The sequence below is a fragment of the Niallia sp. M35 genome, assembly GCF_050971705.1.
GTDB lineage: Bacteria > Bacillota > Bacilli > Bacillales > Cytobacillaceae > Niallia > Niallia circulans_A.
Window position 1 is genome coordinate 202,190 of record NZ_JBPCEP010000007.1, and the last position, 14,619, is coordinate 216,808.

Here is a 14,619-nt window from a genome sequence, read left to right on the forward strand (position 1 = left end):
TTAACAAAGTCGAGAGAGAAAATAGTAATGAAACTATTTTCTCTTTACTATTTAATTTGGAGGGGAATCAATTGTTTAAATTAAGAGTTGCGGAGAATAAAAAATGCTTGGAAACAACCAATGGGGAAAAGTTTTTTTATCTGGCAGATACGGTTTGGAGTGCCTTTACTAATGCAGCTTTAGAAGAGTGGAATGATTATCTTGAGCTTAGAAAGACTCAAGGGTTTAATGTACTTCAAATTAATATTCTTCAACAGTGGGATGCGAGTGAAACTGAGTTAAATATGAAGCCATTCGAATATAAAAAAGATGGATCATTCGACTTTTCCAAGAGAAATGAAGCATACTTTGAGCGAGCTGAAAAAATGGTGCAAATGGCAGTTGAGAAAGGATTTGTTCCTGCATTGGTTTTATTATGGTGTAACTATGTACCAGAAACTTGGGGGTCAGAAATTAGTAGTGTGAATAATATGCCTTTAGATGTAGTCGAAGATTACGTAACATACGTCGATGGAAAATTTTCTAAGTATAATCCTATTTATTTAGTAAGTGGGGATACTGATTTTCCCACTGAACTTACTATTACCTATTATTCTTTAGCCTTAAATACCATTAAAAAGTTAAGCCCTCAATGTTTAACTACTTTACATGTTAGAGGGAGACTAATGGAAATACCTGATGAGCTACTATATAGTGATAATTTGGATTTTTATATGTTTCAATCTGGTCATAATATTCAGTTTCAAAGTATGTCTTACCAGCTCGCAGAAGAGTTTAGTAATAAGCCGGTAAAAAGACCTTCTATTAATTCAGAACCATGTTACGAGCAAATGGGTTATAGCAGAAATTTATACGGAAGATTTACTAGATTTGATGTGAGAAAGGCAGCGTGGCAAAGTTTATTATCAGGAGCAGAAGCAGGGATTACATACGGAGCCCATGGTATATGGAGCTGGCACAAGAAAGGGAAAGGATTTGGCTTAGTTGGTGAGGCATTTGATAAGCCTTTTGATTGGAGAGACGCAGTGAAATTTGAAGGTGCGTGGGATTATGCTTTTGCAAAAAAAATATTTAAATTATTTAGTCTCCATGATCTGCAGCCATTGGATATTGTGTTAAAAAATACAGAAGAAATTAGGGTTGCGAGTACTGCAGGCTTAAATAAGATAGCTATTTATATGCCGGTTAACACTACCTTGAAATTAAATAAGCTATTAGAAAACTATGAATTCACCATAATAGATTTAGAGCAAAGAAGATTTGCAGAAGCGCATGTTTCCTTTAAAGATAATATAACCGTTATTGGAATGCATAATTTTGAAGCAGATGTTGTAATTATTGGGGAGAAAAAGCCGGGAAGCTAATGGGATAGTTTTGAGAGTTAGGAATAAAACGGCGTATAAAAAAGTGCTAAACAAAACTCTATTGTTTGGAAAAGTCCTTGTCTGCGTTGGGAATGAGAGGTCAGTACTAAAAGAAGTGTCTAAATCCAAGTAGTATATGAGATGCGCACTTTTATTTACTTCTTTTGTTTTAAAGGTATTTTCTGGAAAGTAGTTATAAAACAAGTTGAAATATTTGACAAAAAAATCAATTTGTGCTATAATTCACAATAATAAACATTGCTGATATAATAAGATTCTCCTGGCCGGGGGGAATCTTTTTTTTTTGGGGTGTTAGCGATGAAGAATAATGAATCAAGTTTAACTTCTTTAGTTTCAGCATTTAGTCGAGCATATCATGTGAAAGAGGACTGCCCGATTATATTCAATGATTATATAGCGCAAGATTTCTTATCACCAGAAGAATATCAAGCCATTGCAGCAAATATGTCTAATGGCATTACTTTTTTTAGTTCTGAAATGGCTGAAAAATTTAAAGGTGATCAGGACGCAATATTAAAGTGGGTTACACAAATTCAACTATCACCAACACCACTTGCTAGAGCGGCCTACGCAGAAAATGTTGTACGGAACGAATGCCAGCACGGGGCGGAACAATATGTCATTATGGGTGCAGGTTTAGATACTTTTGCTTGGCGTCATGATACATTACCAAATGTTACTGTATATGAAGTTGACCACCCATCCACACAAAAATTTAAGATAGAACGGTTAGAGCAAGCAGGCTATGAAATTCCTTCCCATTTAAAGTTTGTAGCAATGGATTTCACGAAAGAGCTTTCGTTAGAAAAACTAGCTGCGGCAGGATTGGACCTGTCTAAGAAAACAGTTTTTAGTTTACTTGGGGTATCTTATTATTTAACAAAAGATGTGCTTCAACAGTTGCTGCATGCCTTCTTTAAAGACCTTTCAAAAGGAAGTTCAATTATTTTTGATTTTGCCGATGAGGGTTTGTTTACAGAACCTGGTATTTTTAATCGTGTGCAAAATATGGTCCAGATGGCACAAGCTGCCGGAGAACCAATGAAGTTTGCTGCTTCTCTTGCAGAATTAGAAGATTTACTTGCTAATGAGCAGTTATTAATTTATGAACATCTATCACCACAAGAAATTCAACAGCAGTTTTTTTCTGATCGGGATGATAACCTGCAAGCATTTGAAACCATTCACTATATACATGCAGTGAAAAATTAATAATGTTCTCATCTTACCAATCCTTATCCGGTCCTATTTATGACAATCGGGTAAGGATTTTTGTTTTTCTTTATAAAAGTTCTCTTTATAATTGAGAATAATTATCATTTGTTGTATAGTAGATAGTACGATACCGATAATGTAGAGGAGAATATAGCATGCAAATATACTGGACGAAAATAAATAAGATTGTTGAGGAAAACCCAGAGGTTAAAACTTACTTGCTTGACCGTCCGCAAGACTTTACATGGGAAGAAGGTTCCCACACACATTTCGCTTTGAGAGGTTTCAATGCCGGAGACAAACCAAATCGCAGTTTGATTCGTCATATGTCTATCTCTTCTTTACCACAGGAAAATGTAATCGGCATAACAACGCGCATTAGAGAGCAATGCTCAGAATTTAAATCGATTTTAAGAAATCTTGAAGTAGGCAATGAAGTCGCAATCTTTAAAACACATTCAAACTTACCGCTTAAAAGAGAAAACAAAAATGTTTATCTGCTATCCTCAGGTGTTGGGCTGGCAACTTTTAGACCGATTGTACTGGATTATTTGGAACGCGCTGACAACGTCACTCACATTCATTCTTTGAATATTGATTCATCAAAAGCCTTTTTATTTACAGATATTTTTACATCTGTACCTGACAAAAAGTTTGAAGCCCAGTTTGTCGATAACCGTAATGATTATTATGAAGAAGTGAAAAATTTAGCTGCAGACAGGGATGGTCTATTCTATGTTGTTGGCAGCGACGACTTCTTGATGCAGAACATTGAAGTATTGCATGAACAGGGCATCAAGCCAGAACAGATTATGCTCGATAAACGTGAAGATCAGCTGCCTAAGTTTCTTGCTCGGTAAATTGGCTATGGATAGAAATCTACTTTAAATAGAAAAGGACTGGAAAGCCAGTCCTTTTCTATTTAAACCATCCTTTTTCCTTAAATCTAGTGATAGCTTCTATGCGGTTTTTTACTTCGAGTTTATCAAGTATCATGCTGATATAGTTTCTTACAGTGCCTGTTTTAATGGAGAGCTCTTGGGCGATTTCTTTTGTGTTTTTGCCGTTCGCAACAAGCATCAGAACTTCTTTTTCCCGTTCAGTAAGAGGATTTTCTTCTTTGTAAACATCATCAACCAATTCTGGTGCGTAAATTCTTTTTCCTTCCATTACACTGCGGATGCTATTGGCTAAATCGTCGCTAGGACTGTCCTTGAGCAAATAGGCAGATACGCCAGCCTTCAATGCGCGCTGGAAATAACCAGATCTTGCAAAAGTAGTTAAGATAATGACTTTGCAAGGGTGGCTCATAAGTTCTTCCGCTGCTTCTAAACCCGTTTTAGCAGGCATTTCAATATCCATTATACAAATATCTGGATTCTTTTCCTTGACTAGCTGAATAGCTTCTTCTCCATTGTTTGCTTTGCCGACAACCGTGATATCGTCTTCTAAATCAAGCAATGAACCTAAAGCACCTAAAAGCAGGCGCTGGTCTTCGGCAATGACAATGCGGATCATATTAATTCCTCCTTTTCTATTATTTTTCCATCCCGTGGAACCGCAATTTTTACGATCGTTCCCTCCTCGGCACTAATTTCTAAAGTACCATTGATAAAATCTAATCTTTCTCTCATGCCCGCTAGTCCGTTTCCTTTGTGCATATTTTCTTCTTGAAAAGGAGTGCTTCCATTATCTTTAATTTCCATGACTGTTTCTTTTTTATTCTGGTTGATGCTTATAGAGCAAGCGGTGGCATTACTATGTCGAACCACATTAGTAACAGCCTCTTTTAGGCACATGCTGATAATATTTTCTGCAATCGATGAAATTCTTAGATTGGAAGCTATATCGCATGTCAGGCTTATCTCTGCCGCACCTAATATTTTTTGGACAAGAAGAAGCTCGTCTTTTAATCGTATGCCGCGCATTTCAGAGACCATTTTTCGGACTTCGTTCAGCGCTGATCGTGAAGTATGCTGAATATCTTTCAGTTCTATGCGGGCTTGTTCCGGATCTTTATAGATAAGTTTTCTTGCTAAATCACTTTTTAAGCCAATAAGAGATAGCTTTTGGCCGAGAGTATCATGAAGATCTCTGGCAATTCGCTGTCTTTCTTCGAGTTTAACTAAATGTGAAATACGTTTATTCGCATCTTCTAGTTGTTCCTGTAGCTGATCTTTCTCTTTGCGGTTCTGAATATTCAATGGCAATAGAATTACGCCGAACCAGATGATCAGTACAAAAGGCAGCTGCTTTATCAGCAAGGCATCGCCTATTATAATTTTGAAGTAAATGGCAAATGTAGTAACTGCCAAGTGGATAAAATAAAGGATAAAAAAAGGAATCCGCTTTTTAATATTGCCAATAAAATAGGAAAGAAAAAAGGAAAAATACACATAGCTGTATGTATAAATAGCAAAGGTAGAGATTCCGATTAATAAGGACGGCCATAAATAGATTGTCCAGCCTTTTGACAGATAAGCAATTCTATAAAAAATAAAAAATAAAATGGTAAGGATGATGCCTGATATTACATCAACTGCAGAAGAGGCATGGAATATGAAATAAAATGGCAAAATGGTAAGCAATGTCCAAATATAAGGAGAGATCCCCGTGCTTTTTTTTAAAACCTCTAATCTTTTCATCATCAGTTTCTAACCTCGTTTTATTGACTGTTATTTATTCATTTTAACATAATGGAGCAGCAATTAATGGCCTAATTGCTGCTCAGATAGTTGCTTAATGCAAACGGAATCTATAGTGGACCCGGCTGATAGAAGCTTTTATTTATTGCATTTCTGATCTTGCAGACATGGCAAGGGATTTCTTTTGCTTCTTCCATTCATAAAAGCTGATAAATTTTTTGTCTTTTTCATCCCATAAACGGAACTTTAAAGATCGAAGACTGCTTGCAAATGTTATCGTTGGAACATTTTGCAGAGGCTCTGTCTGTTTATGGACCTGCTCTAAATTGTAATTAGGAACCCTTGGACTTAAATGATGAACATGGTGATAGCCGATATTGCCAGTCAGCCACTGCATCCATTTTGGAAGGTGATAGAAGGAGCTTCCTTCTACAGCAGCCTTTACATAATCCCAATTTTTATCTTCCTCAAAGTACGTGTCTTCAAAAGTATGCTGTACATAAAACAGCCAAACGCCAACAGAGCCGGATATAAGAAAAATCGGCAGCTGTACAAGCAAGAAAGATGACCAGCCAAGTGTACTGCCAAGAAGCACAGCCAATAATACAATCGCCATATTCGTTATATACGTATTTAGTCTTTCCTTCGATCTGGCTCCTTTACGGTTGAAGCGGTTTGCTAAAAGAAATTCATAAATTGGTCCTAGTATAAACATGATGAACGGATTACGGTACAAACGATATTGGATTTTTACCATTAAAGAGGCATTTTCGTACTCTTCTATCGTCATCATCCATAAATCGCCGACTCCTCGTTTATCCAGGTTACTGCTTGTTGCGTGGTGAATAGAATGGCTATGCTGCCATTTGCTATAGGGGAATAAGGTTAAGATACCAGTAATCGTTCCTAAAACCTTGTTGGCTTTACGGTTTTTAAAGAAAGAAAAGTGACAGCAATCGTGAAAAATGATAAAAATCCTTACTAAAAATCCTGCGGCGGCAATTGCGAACACAAGGGTTAACAGATAAGAAATACTTAAGCTTTTATATGCAGCAAACCAAAGTAAAACAAAGGGCAAAATAGTGTTGGTAAGCTGCAAGATGCTAATACTTACAGTGGATTTCTCAAATGGTGCTACAGCAGTTCTTAATTGTTTTAAGTTTTTTATATTCATTTTTAATTTCCCTTCTCTTAATGGATATCTATAGTATAAATATGTACCAATTAAATTGGCAGACATACATGTCATGCTCGCTATATGACATTTGTCATATAGCGATTTTTCTCGCTTCAAAAAGTCCTGTAAACGAAAGAGGAAAGCATAAAGAGATAAATAAAATAAAAAATAAGGTTGCATAATTTTACACTTTGTAATAGAATATTTAAAAAATTGATTATAAAAAGCTTTGATAAGGACATGAGCTACTATTTCGGTTTCCAGAGAGGGAAGAATTGCTGAAAACTTCCTAACGCAGAATAAGTATCTTACCACCTTTGAGCCGTATTGGGGAATTTATAGTATCCAATACCGTAGATGCAAACGTTATTGTACCAAGCCATGAAAAACACTGTGTATTTTTCATGGGAATTTGGGTGGAACCACGGGTAAACGCACTCGTCCCTTTCATTAGGGATGAGTGCGTTTTTTGTTTTTACAATTTCATAATAGGCGATGAAAAGGACATGAATTATTTTTACTGTTATCAGAGAGGGAAGAATAGGTGTGAACTTCCTAGCAAAGGAAAATAATTTACCACCTTTGAGCTATATTGGTGAACGAGAAGTAGTCAATATCGTGTATGCAGCGTTACTGCACCAAGCCATAAGAAAACCACTGTGTTTTTTTATGGGAATTTGGGTGGAACCACGGGTTAAAACACTCGTCCCTTTCAGTAGGGACGAGTGTTTTTTTTGTTACCAAAAATTATAAGGAGTGAACAAAATGATTAAGGTAGTATTAGCGGATGGGAGTATGAAGGAATATCCAAAAGGAAGCACAGTCGCGGAAATTGCGGAGTCTATTAGTGTGAGCTTAAAGAAGAAAGCAGTTGGAGCAAAGATCAATGACGAATGGTTTGTAGATATGAGTCATCAAATAGAAGAGGATGTACATTTAGCAATCATCACAATAGATTCGGATGAAGGGGTATCGATTATGCGCCATTCCAGCGCCCACGTCATGGCACAAGCAATCAAACGATTGTATCCCAATGTACAGTTAGCAATTGGACCAGTGGTAGAGGATGGTTTTTATTATGATATGAAGCTTGCTCACAGTTTAACTTCCCATGATTTGCAAGCCATTGAAAAAGAGATGAAGAAAATTATCAAGGAAAACCTTCCTTTTACTCGCAAAGAAGTATCGTTCGAGGAAGCGCAACAGCTTTTTGAAGAGAAAGAAGAGATATTTAAATTGGAGCTCTTAGAGACTATACCAAGCAATGAATCGATTTCCCTTTATCAGCAGGGAGAGTTTATTGATTTATGCCGTGGCACTCATCTTCCTTCGACTGGTTTTATTAAAGCTTTTAAATTAATGCGTGTATCTGGTGCCTACTGGAGAGGGGACAGTGAGAGGGAAGTATTGCAACGTGTGTACGGTGTTGCCTTTTCTAGTCATCAGCAATTAGCAGATTACTTAGAAATGATCGAAGAAGCAGCCAAACGAGACCATCGGAAGCTAGGAAAGCAATTAGAGCTGTTTATGTTCTCAGAAGAAGCGCCTGGCATGCCGTTTTATTTACCGAAAGGACAAATCATTCGCAATGAATTAGAGCAATTTTCGAGAGAGCTTCAAGGCGAGGCGGATTATGAAGAAGTAAGAACTCCTTTAATGATGAATGAGCGAATGTGGAAGCAATCAGGCCACTGGGATCATTATCATGAAAACATGTACTTTTCCGAAGTGGATGAACAAAAGTTTGCGTTAAAGCCAATGAATTGTCCAGGACATATGCTTATCTTCAAAAATAGTCTCTATTCCTATCGCGATTTGCCGATTCGCTTATCGGAATTTGGGCAGGTACATCGTCATGAATATAGTGGTGCACTAAACGGAATGTTACGTGTTCGTACATTTTGCCAGGATGATGCCCATCTGTTTGTAAGAGAAGATCAAATAGAAGCAGAGATTAAAAGCATTTTTCAGTTAATCGATAAAGTTTACCGTACTTTTGGATTTGCATACACTGTAGAGCTGTCTACTAGACCAGAAGATTCATTGGATGGGGATGACATTTGGGAATTAGCAGAGGGAGCATTAAGAAATGTTTTAGAACAGCTAAAAATAGATTATATTCTTAATGAAGGTGATGGCGCATTTTATGGTCCGAAAATTGATTTTCATATAAAGGATGCTTTAAAAAGAAGCCATCAATGTGCAACAATTCAGCTTGATTTTCAAATGCCAAAGCTCTTTAACTTAGCCTATATCAACGAAAACAATGAAAAAGTCTGTCCAGTTGTTATTCACCGTGCTATCTATGGGTCGCTTGATCGATTCTTTGGCATATTAATTGAACATTTTGCAGGTGCCTTTCCTATTTGGCTTGCACCAGTGCAGGTGGAAATTATTCCGGTATCCAATGTTCATCTAGATTATTGTCTAGAAGTTCAAGCGGTTTTAAAAGAAGCAGGAGTAAGAGTAAAGATAGACGACAGCAATGAAAAGTTAGGGTATAAAATCCGGGCAGGACAAATGCAAAAGATTCCCTATTTGCTTGTATTAGGGGATAAAGAAAAGGAACAAAATGCTGTAAATGTGAGAAAATATGGAGAAGAGCAGTCAAAAGGTTTTACTTTAGAAGCGTTTAAACAAATGATCGAAATGCAAATAATAGAAAGAAGCTTATAAAAATCGGGGATTCAATCGAATTTGATTGAATCCCCTTTATATTATAAGCTCCGCTTATACTGATATTTTTTCCATTGAAACCGGATAAAGCAACCAATACAAAAACCTAGTATGGCAATAATCGAAGAAAGCCCAACTATAATAGAAAAGATATAGCCAAGAACATTCCAATCTAAGAAAAAGGAAAGGGAACCTATTGCCAAGCATACTACAGCAATTATCTGGTTAAATTGCTGCTGATCCCAATCCTCTTGATGATATTCCTTCATGGGTTTTTTTAGAAAGATACTCGCTGCTTTCATAATAGGATTCCATTGAAATAATAATCCACAGAGTCCTGCGATAAGTGGAATTAGCATGATCCAGTATTGCTGAAAAACTAAACTAAGTAATACAGATAGAAAAATAGTCCATTGATTTGTTCGGACTAATGGTACTGGAATTGTTTTAAGCAGATTAGTCATCAAAACCAACCTTTCTTATAAGAATTATGTATATTATACGCTCTTATAAGAAATTTGTTAAGTTAATAAGCTCTTATTTATTTTGCTTTTCGTCCTCTAAGAAACGCCAGAGTCTATATAGCTGTGAAACGGCCTTTTCTGGGTTGCTAATAAGATGGTTATATAGGGTCGGGTATTTCTGCAATTGAGTTAGCAGCTCTGCTTCTTCACTCGTCATACTATTATCCGATACTTTACTATGATAGCTAGCTCGAGTTTCCTTTGCTTCTGATCTACCTAGGAGGTAATCAGTGCTTACATCAAAATAATCTGCTAATTTTTGTAAGGTATCTGTATCAGGTTTTCGATTACCTGTTTCGTATCCTGAGATAGATACTTTTGTTACATTCATTGCATTCCCAAGCGTTTGTTGAGAAATGTTGGCAGATTTCCGCAATTGTCTCAATCTTTCTGGAAAATTCATCTAAACCAGCTCCTAATTTCGTTACTTCTATTATAAGTTAACGTTTAGCTAACAGTAAATAATGAATTTTTGTTAACAAATTCGGAATTATATATTGAAGTAAACCACTTGTTTACCGTATAATTTTAATAAGGAAAAAAATGAGAATGGGGAAGATGAGGTGTAAAAAATGCATCGGAATAAGCTGCGTATCATAAGAAAGCAATATGGCTATACCTATCAGATGATGGCTGATAAGTTAGGAATTACAAAGTCTTATTATTGGCAAATAGAAAATGGTAAACGAGGATTATCTTATGAGCAAGCAGTACAGATATCTAGTATTTTTTCCAAAACACCAGATGAGATTTTTCTTCCAGATTATATAAAGGTAAAAGACTGTTCGAGATAAGGGTAGAATTTCAAGTGAATTAGGAGGCTTAAAGTGAAGGAGCAAATATACGTAACCGAGGAAAATCTTTTATTAATAAAAGAAGCATTGGATTTTAGTATACGAAATGCATCCAGAGGAATTCTATTCATTTTAGAAATGGTAAAGGAAAAAGTAACAACCAGTAATGACAGTAGTTTGAAGCTGGATGGAATGGAAATGGAGATTATTCTTGTTTCCTTAATCGAATATGGTATTAGTTTAATATCTTTTCATGCAGATAAAGGGAATTTATGCATGGAAGAAGCAATCAGAATTGATCAAATTAAGCAGTATTATCAAAGAAAAAATGGTCCGAAAATGATGTGCTAATCATTCTAAACACTCAATAGCTTAGATGGATTGGTTGATTTTCTTCTCATACTATGTAAGAGTAAAAGGACAAACATGAGAGGAAGATCAGAGTGGAAAAAAGAAAAGTTGGTTTCATTGGCTGTGGAAAAATGGCTCAAGCAATGGTAAATGGAATGCTGCAGTCTTCTTTTTTGAGTAGAGAAGATATTTTGGCTAGTACAAAGTCTGTGGAAAGCGCGCAAATGGTAAGGGAAACCTTTCATATAGAAACGACATTAGATAATAAAAAAGTAGCAAGCTTCGCAGATGTACTTATTGTTGCAGTAAAACCACATTTATATGGAGAGGTCTTACAAGAAATTCTCTCCTATGTGAAGAATGAAACAATCATTGTTACAGTGGCAGCTGGAATAGAGATGGCATACATAGAATCACAGTTATCAAAAAATGCAAAGGTTATCCGCTCCATGCCAAATACTCCTTCTCTTGTCGGCGAAGGGATGACGGTATTTTGTGCAAATGAAAGAGTTACAGAGCCAGAAATTGCTTTTATAATAGAAATGTTTGCAGCATTTGGGCAAGTAGAAGTTGTGGAAGAAAACTTAATGGACTATATTCCAGCGATTAGTGGTTCTTCTCCAGCCTATGTCTATATGTTTATTGAAGCATTGGCAGATGGCGGCGTTCGCAGTGGAATACCGAGAGAGAAAGCTTACAAGTTAGCTGCACAATCTGTTTTAGGAGCAGCAAAAATGGTCTTAGAAACAGGTAAGCATCCAGGAATATTGAAAGATGAAGTATGCACACCTGGTGGAGCGACAATTGAAGCAATTACTGCATTGGAACAAAATCAATTTAGAGGGACAATTTTGGCAGCAATGGAAAGCTGCGATCGCAAAAATCGCAGAATGAAGAAGGAAAATTAATAAGTAATAAAAGTAGAAATTAGGAAATGTTTCACTATTATATTCTTTTTTCCTTTTATATAATATAAAAGAAAAATTTCATAATGAAGAAGAATATAATTTAATTATACACATTTATCGAAATGTTATATTTATTGTAGCAATCAGACCAGTTTAATGGTCTGTTTTTTTGTGTGCAATCTTTTGGTTTTCCTAATAATTAGGATGAAAAGTTTATGATTAATTTTTATATGTCGGGAAAAATATCAAAACAGTCTTAAATGGTGTGGTTAAAGAAGCGGGAGGAATTTAGTGTTGGATAAATATAAAGCAATATTTATTACGAGGATGACACAACAGTTAAATGAATTATTAAATAAACAAGCAACAGAGACCATAAAAAATGAGGAAGTCTATCGGTTATTGCATACGATTAAAGGTACTTCTGGTACATTAGACTTGGATTTGTTATTCCATTTAGTTTCAGGGTTAATGGCAAAGGTGGAAGAGAGAGAAGGAGACTGGATTCAATCTGAATTAAAGAACTTTTTAAGCGAGTTACTTGATATTTGTGAGGAATACGAGCATTTTCACGAAGAGATTAATAAAATTCCTGATTTTAGAGATATTGACGTACCGCTTATTCAGCTAATTGATGATGATGTTTCTTTATTGATTTTTTTAAAGGAAATGCTGGAACGTAAAGGCTGGATGGTAATGGCAAATTCTAATGCGGAGAAGGCGATTGAGCAATTTTACAGAATGCAGCCAGATTGTATCATTATTGATATTAACCTGCCATTTAAAACTGGTTTAGATATCTTAGATGATATTCAGATGCATACAAAACACTCATTTGTTCCAAAGGTTATATGCAGTATTGATACTTCAAGAGAAAAGAGAATAGCTGCATATAAGAAGGGCGCAGATGATTATATGGAAAAGCCACTCGATATGGAAGAATTTCTGATTCGAATTGAGAGACATATCGAGCGAAAGAAAATCTTTGACCAGTCTGTATTAATTGATGAATTAACAGAAGTATATAATCGCAAGTTTTTAAAGGATTCGTATACTCGTTTTATTAGTGATACAGTTCGGACAAAAACTTCTGGTACGATTGCTATTGTAGATATTGATTATTTTAAACGAGTCAATGATACATATGGTCACGTTGCAGGGGATAAGGTATTAAAAGCTTTTGCCCAATTCTTGAAAATAAATATTCGAACTACAGATACTCTTTTTCGTTTTGGTGGAGAAGAGTTTGTCATTCTTTTTCAACGAGCGGGAGAATCTGAAGTTATCGATGTATTAAATAGAATGCTGAAGCGTTTTTCAGGAATAGAATTCGAAGAAAGTGGTGGCAAATTTTCTTTGACCTTTTCTGCTGGTGTATTTGAAGTCATTTCAAATGATATACCATTAAATAAAGCACTTGAGAAGGCAGATGAGGCGCTTTATTTAGCCAAGGAAGATGGACGTGCTTGCATTCGAAGCACCAATAAAAGAAAGGAAGCAGCGAATAAAAAATTATTAAATATTTCGATTGTTGATGATGATTCTTTCATTCGTTCCATTTTAAAAAATATATTAGATTCCATCGAGATAAATAACCTTACCATAAATGTCGCAGAATATGAAGATGGGATTCAATTTTTAGAATCCAAGCGATTACAAGAGAATGGGATGCATTTTCTCATCTTGGATGGAATGATGCCTGTAATGGATGGCCTAGAGCTCCTGCAAATTGTTAAAAAGACGTCTTATCAGCATAATGCTCATATTTTAATGTTGACTGGCAGAAAAAGTGAACAAGATATTGCGGAAGCATTACGGTTAGGTGCAGATGATTATGTTACAAAACCATTCAGTATTAAAGAGTTACAGGCAAGAATAACAAGGTTAATTATGAGGATGATTTAATTTGGAACAAGAGGTAAGAGTATTACAAATTGTTAGTATCATCTTATTTGCTACTTTATTATGCTTATTAACTTATTTAGTCATTAGGAAAGTAATAGAGAATAGACAAAATAACCATATTAATGAGCGAAAAAAGCAGCTGGTTGGACCAATTTTTTCCTATCTTCGGGAGGGGAAGGAAAGAGTGAAGGATATAATGCAATCAAGAATAGACAAGCAGGCAATTGAACAGGTTCTCACTGATTTTTCTGAGAGAATAGAAGGGGAACAGGAGGAAGAACGGCTTCACGAACTTGCTGACTTTTACTTGAAAGATAAATATCGGAAAGAAATAAAGTCTAGATATTGGAGTAAACGGATGAATGTACTTTATAAAATAGAAGATTTTCATATGAAGGAAATGACACACCAGGTGATTAGTCGATTATCTAAAAGAAATTGTCATAAAGAAGAGAAAATCCAAATCTATCGGATTTTAGCAGCCTTTCAATATGATAACATTTGGAGCCTTATAAATAAGGATGAAGAGCTTACGGAAAAGAATTACCGTAGTATACTGCTCCGATTAAAGCCTGAGAGTTTTAGGAAACTTATTCAACCTTTTTATTATTGTCGAGAAGCGTTACAATTAGCAACTTTAGACGTAATAAGCATGAAAAAGAAGGTAGAGTACATTCAGTTTTTAGAGGATGTTTTCGCAAAGTATGAGGAAGAGATTAGATTAAGGGCTTTGAAGGCAATAGCTGCAATAGGCTATGTGAGAAATATGGAAGATTACGTTCTCTTGGCAGAGTCTGAAGTTTGGCAGGAAAGAATGATGGTTGCCAAACTATTAGGATCTAGAAGTAGCCTCGATAAATATATTCCTTTGTTAGTAAAGCTTCTTCATGATTCTTCTTGGTGGGTGCGATCTCAAGCAGCTGAATCCATCCTAAGCTTTAAAAAAGGCAGAGAGATTTTATTAGAAGTCATTAACGAATCAGAGGATAAGTTTGCTCAGGATATGGCCAGGGAATGGTTAAATAAAGGAGTTTATTAG

The 14,619-nt window shown here is 35.7% G+C and carries 14 protein-coding genes and 2 other annotated features; of the genes, 9 read left to right on the forward strand and 5 right to left on the reverse strand.

The window, feature by feature from the left end:
• Nucleotides 1–71: 71 nt before the first annotated feature.
• From NiCM35_RS11480 to NiCM35_RS11490, 3 genes are all read left to right on the forward strand, one after another.
• Nucleotides 72–1,364 carry a glycoside hydrolase family 140 protein gene (locus NiCM35_RS11480; RefSeq protein WP_303985141.1) on the forward strand — a complete coding sequence of 431 codons (1,293 nt, stop codon included), beginning with the start codon at nucleotides 72–74 and terminating at the stop codon, nucleotides 1,362–1,364.
• A 318-nt stretch (nucleotides 1,365–1,682) separates the two neighbouring features.
• Nucleotides 1,683–2,597: a class I SAM-dependent methyltransferase gene (locus NiCM35_RS11485; RefSeq protein WP_123259053.1), complete on the forward strand. Its 915-nt coding sequence runs from the start codon at nucleotides 1,683–1,685 to the stop codon at nucleotides 2,595–2,597.
• Nucleotides 2,598–2,755: 158 nt separating this feature from the next.
• Nucleotides 2,756–3,460 (forward strand): ferredoxin reductase domain-containing protein, encoded by a 705-nt coding sequence (locus NiCM35_RS11490; RefSeq protein WP_433779564.1) that lies wholly within the window; start codon nucleotides 2,756–2,758, stop codon nucleotides 3,458–3,460.
• A gap of 58 nt (nucleotides 3,461–3,518) precedes the next feature.
• Here NiCM35_RS11490 and NiCM35_RS11495 read toward each other — a convergent pair whose 3' ends face one another.
• The 3 genes from NiCM35_RS11495 to desA all read right to left on the reverse strand — a co-directional run bounded on the left by NiCM35_RS11495 (nucleotide 3,519) and on the right by desA (nucleotide 6,419).
• Nucleotides 3,519–4,118: a response regulator transcription factor gene (locus tag NiCM35_RS11495; protein WP_095330192.1), complete on the reverse strand. Its 600-nt coding sequence runs from the start codon at nucleotides 4,116–4,118 to the stop codon at nucleotides 3,519–3,521.
• A complete protein-coding gene (locus NiCM35_RS11500; RefSeq protein ID WP_163186780.1) occupies nucleotides 4,115–5,248 on the reverse strand; it encodes a sensor histidine kinase in 1,134 nt (377 codons plus the stop codon). The genes NiCM35_RS11495 and NiCM35_RS11500 overlap by 4 nt, the downstream gene beginning before the upstream one ends.
• A 139-nt stretch (nucleotides 5,249–5,387) precedes the next feature.
• Nucleotides 5,388–6,419 (reverse strand): Delta(5) desaturase DesA, encoded by a 1,032-nt coding sequence (desA, locus tag NiCM35_RS11505; RefSeq protein ID WP_433779567.1) that lies wholly within the window; start codon nucleotides 6,417–6,419, stop codon nucleotides 5,388–5,390.
• A 223-nt stretch (nucleotides 6,420–6,642) separates the two neighbouring features.
• Nucleotides 6,643–6,871, forward strand: a binding site (T-box leader).
• Nucleotides 6,872–6,908: 37 nt separating this feature from the next.
• Nucleotides 6,909–7,136: a binding site (T-box leader), on the forward strand.
• 51 nt (nucleotides 7,137–7,187) lie between these two features.
• Between desA and thrS the strand changes: the two genes are divergently transcribed.
• Complete coding sequence (gene thrS / locus NiCM35_RS11510) at nucleotides 7,188–9,098, forward strand: threonine--tRNA ligase (protein ID WP_433779569.1); 1,911 nt, start codon at nucleotides 7,188–7,190, stop codon at nucleotides 9,096–9,098.
• A 41-nt stretch (nucleotides 9,099–9,139) separates the two neighbouring features.
• On the opposite strand, the gene NiCM35_RS11515 is transcribed toward thrS, so the two are convergent.
• Together NiCM35_RS11515 and NiCM35_RS11520 are read right to left on the reverse strand one after the other, a co-directional pair.
• Nucleotides 9,140–9,562 (reverse strand): DUF4395 domain-containing protein, encoded by a 423-nt coding sequence (locus tag NiCM35_RS11515; RefSeq protein WP_095330189.1) that lies wholly within the window; start codon nucleotides 9,560–9,562, stop codon nucleotides 9,140–9,142.
• Between the two features lie 73 nt (nucleotides 9,563–9,635).
• Complete coding sequence (locus NiCM35_RS11520; RefSeq protein WP_095330188.1) at nucleotides 9,636–10,025, reverse strand: helix-turn-helix domain-containing protein; 390 nt, start codon at nucleotides 10,023–10,025, stop codon at nucleotides 9,636–9,638.
• A 169-nt stretch (nucleotides 10,026–10,194) separates the two neighbouring features.
• Here NiCM35_RS11520 and NiCM35_RS11525 point away from each other — a divergent pair, with 169 nt between their 5' ends.
• From NiCM35_RS11525 to NiCM35_RS11545, 5 genes are all read left to right on the forward strand, one after another.
• Nucleotides 10,195–10,416 (forward strand): helix-turn-helix transcriptional regulator, encoded by a 222-nt coding sequence (locus tag NiCM35_RS11525; RefSeq protein WP_095330187.1) that lies wholly within the window; start codon nucleotides 10,195–10,197, stop codon nucleotides 10,414–10,416.
• A gap of 33 nt (nucleotides 10,417–10,449) precedes the next feature.
• Nucleotides 10,450–10,767: a hypothetical protein gene (locus NiCM35_RS11530; RefSeq protein ID WP_095330186.1), complete on the forward strand. Its 318-nt coding sequence runs from the start codon at nucleotides 10,450–10,452 to the stop codon at nucleotides 10,765–10,767.
• 92 nt (nucleotides 10,768–10,859) lie between these two features.
• On the forward strand, nucleotides 10,860–11,675 hold the full coding sequence (gene proC, locus NiCM35_RS11535) for a pyrroline-5-carboxylate reductase (protein ID WP_095330185.1): 816 nt from the start codon (nucleotides 10,860–10,862) through the stop codon (nucleotides 11,673–11,675).
• Between the two features lie 294 nt (nucleotides 11,676–11,969).
• Nucleotides 11,970–13,580, forward strand: a complete 1,611-nt coding sequence (locus tag NiCM35_RS11540; RefSeq protein WP_123259213.1) for a response regulator — start codon at nucleotides 11,970–11,972, stop codon at nucleotides 13,578–13,580.
• A 1-nt stretch (nucleotide 13,581) separates the two neighbouring features.
• A complete protein-coding gene (locus NiCM35_RS11545; RefSeq protein WP_095330183.1) occupies nucleotides 13,582–14,619 on the forward strand; it encodes a HEAT repeat domain-containing protein in 1,038 nt (345 codons plus the stop codon).

Bases quoted from the DNA above. Each gene is read 5' to 3' on its own strand.
- NiCM35_RS11485 (WP_123259053.1), top strand. From the start codon at position 1,683: ATGAAGAATAATGAATCAAGTTTAACTTCTTTAGTTTCAGCATTTAGT.
- NiCM35_RS11515 (WP_095330189.1), bottom strand. From the start codon at position 9,562: ATGACTAATCTGCTTAAAACAATTCCAGTACCATTAGTCCGAACAAAT.
- NiCM35_RS11490 (WP_433779564.1), top strand. From the start codon at position 2,756: ATGCAAATATACTGGACGAAAATAAATAAGATTGTTGAGGAAAACCCA.
- NiCM35_RS11525 (WP_095330187.1), top strand. From the start codon at position 10,195: ATGCATCGGAATAAGCTGCGTATCATAAGAAAGCAATATGGCTATACC.
- thrS (WP_433779569.1), top strand. From the start codon at position 7,188: ATGATTAAGGTAGTATTAGCGGATGGGAGTATGAAGGAATATCCAAAA.
- NiCM35_RS11500 (WP_163186780.1), bottom strand. From the start codon at position 5,248: ATGATGAAAAGATTAGAGGTTTTAAAAAAAAGCACGGGGATCTCTCCT.
- desA (WP_433779567.1), bottom strand. From the start codon at position 6,419: ATGAATATAAAAAACTTAAAACAATTAAGAACTGCTGTAGCACCATTT.
- NiCM35_RS11520 (WP_095330188.1), bottom strand. From the start codon at position 10,025: ATGAATTTTCCAGAAAGATTGAGACAATTGCGGAAATCTGCCAACATT.
- NiCM35_RS11495 (WP_095330192.1), bottom strand. From the start codon at position 4,118: ATGATCCGCATTGTCATTGCCGAAGACCAGCGCCTGCTTTTAGGTGCT.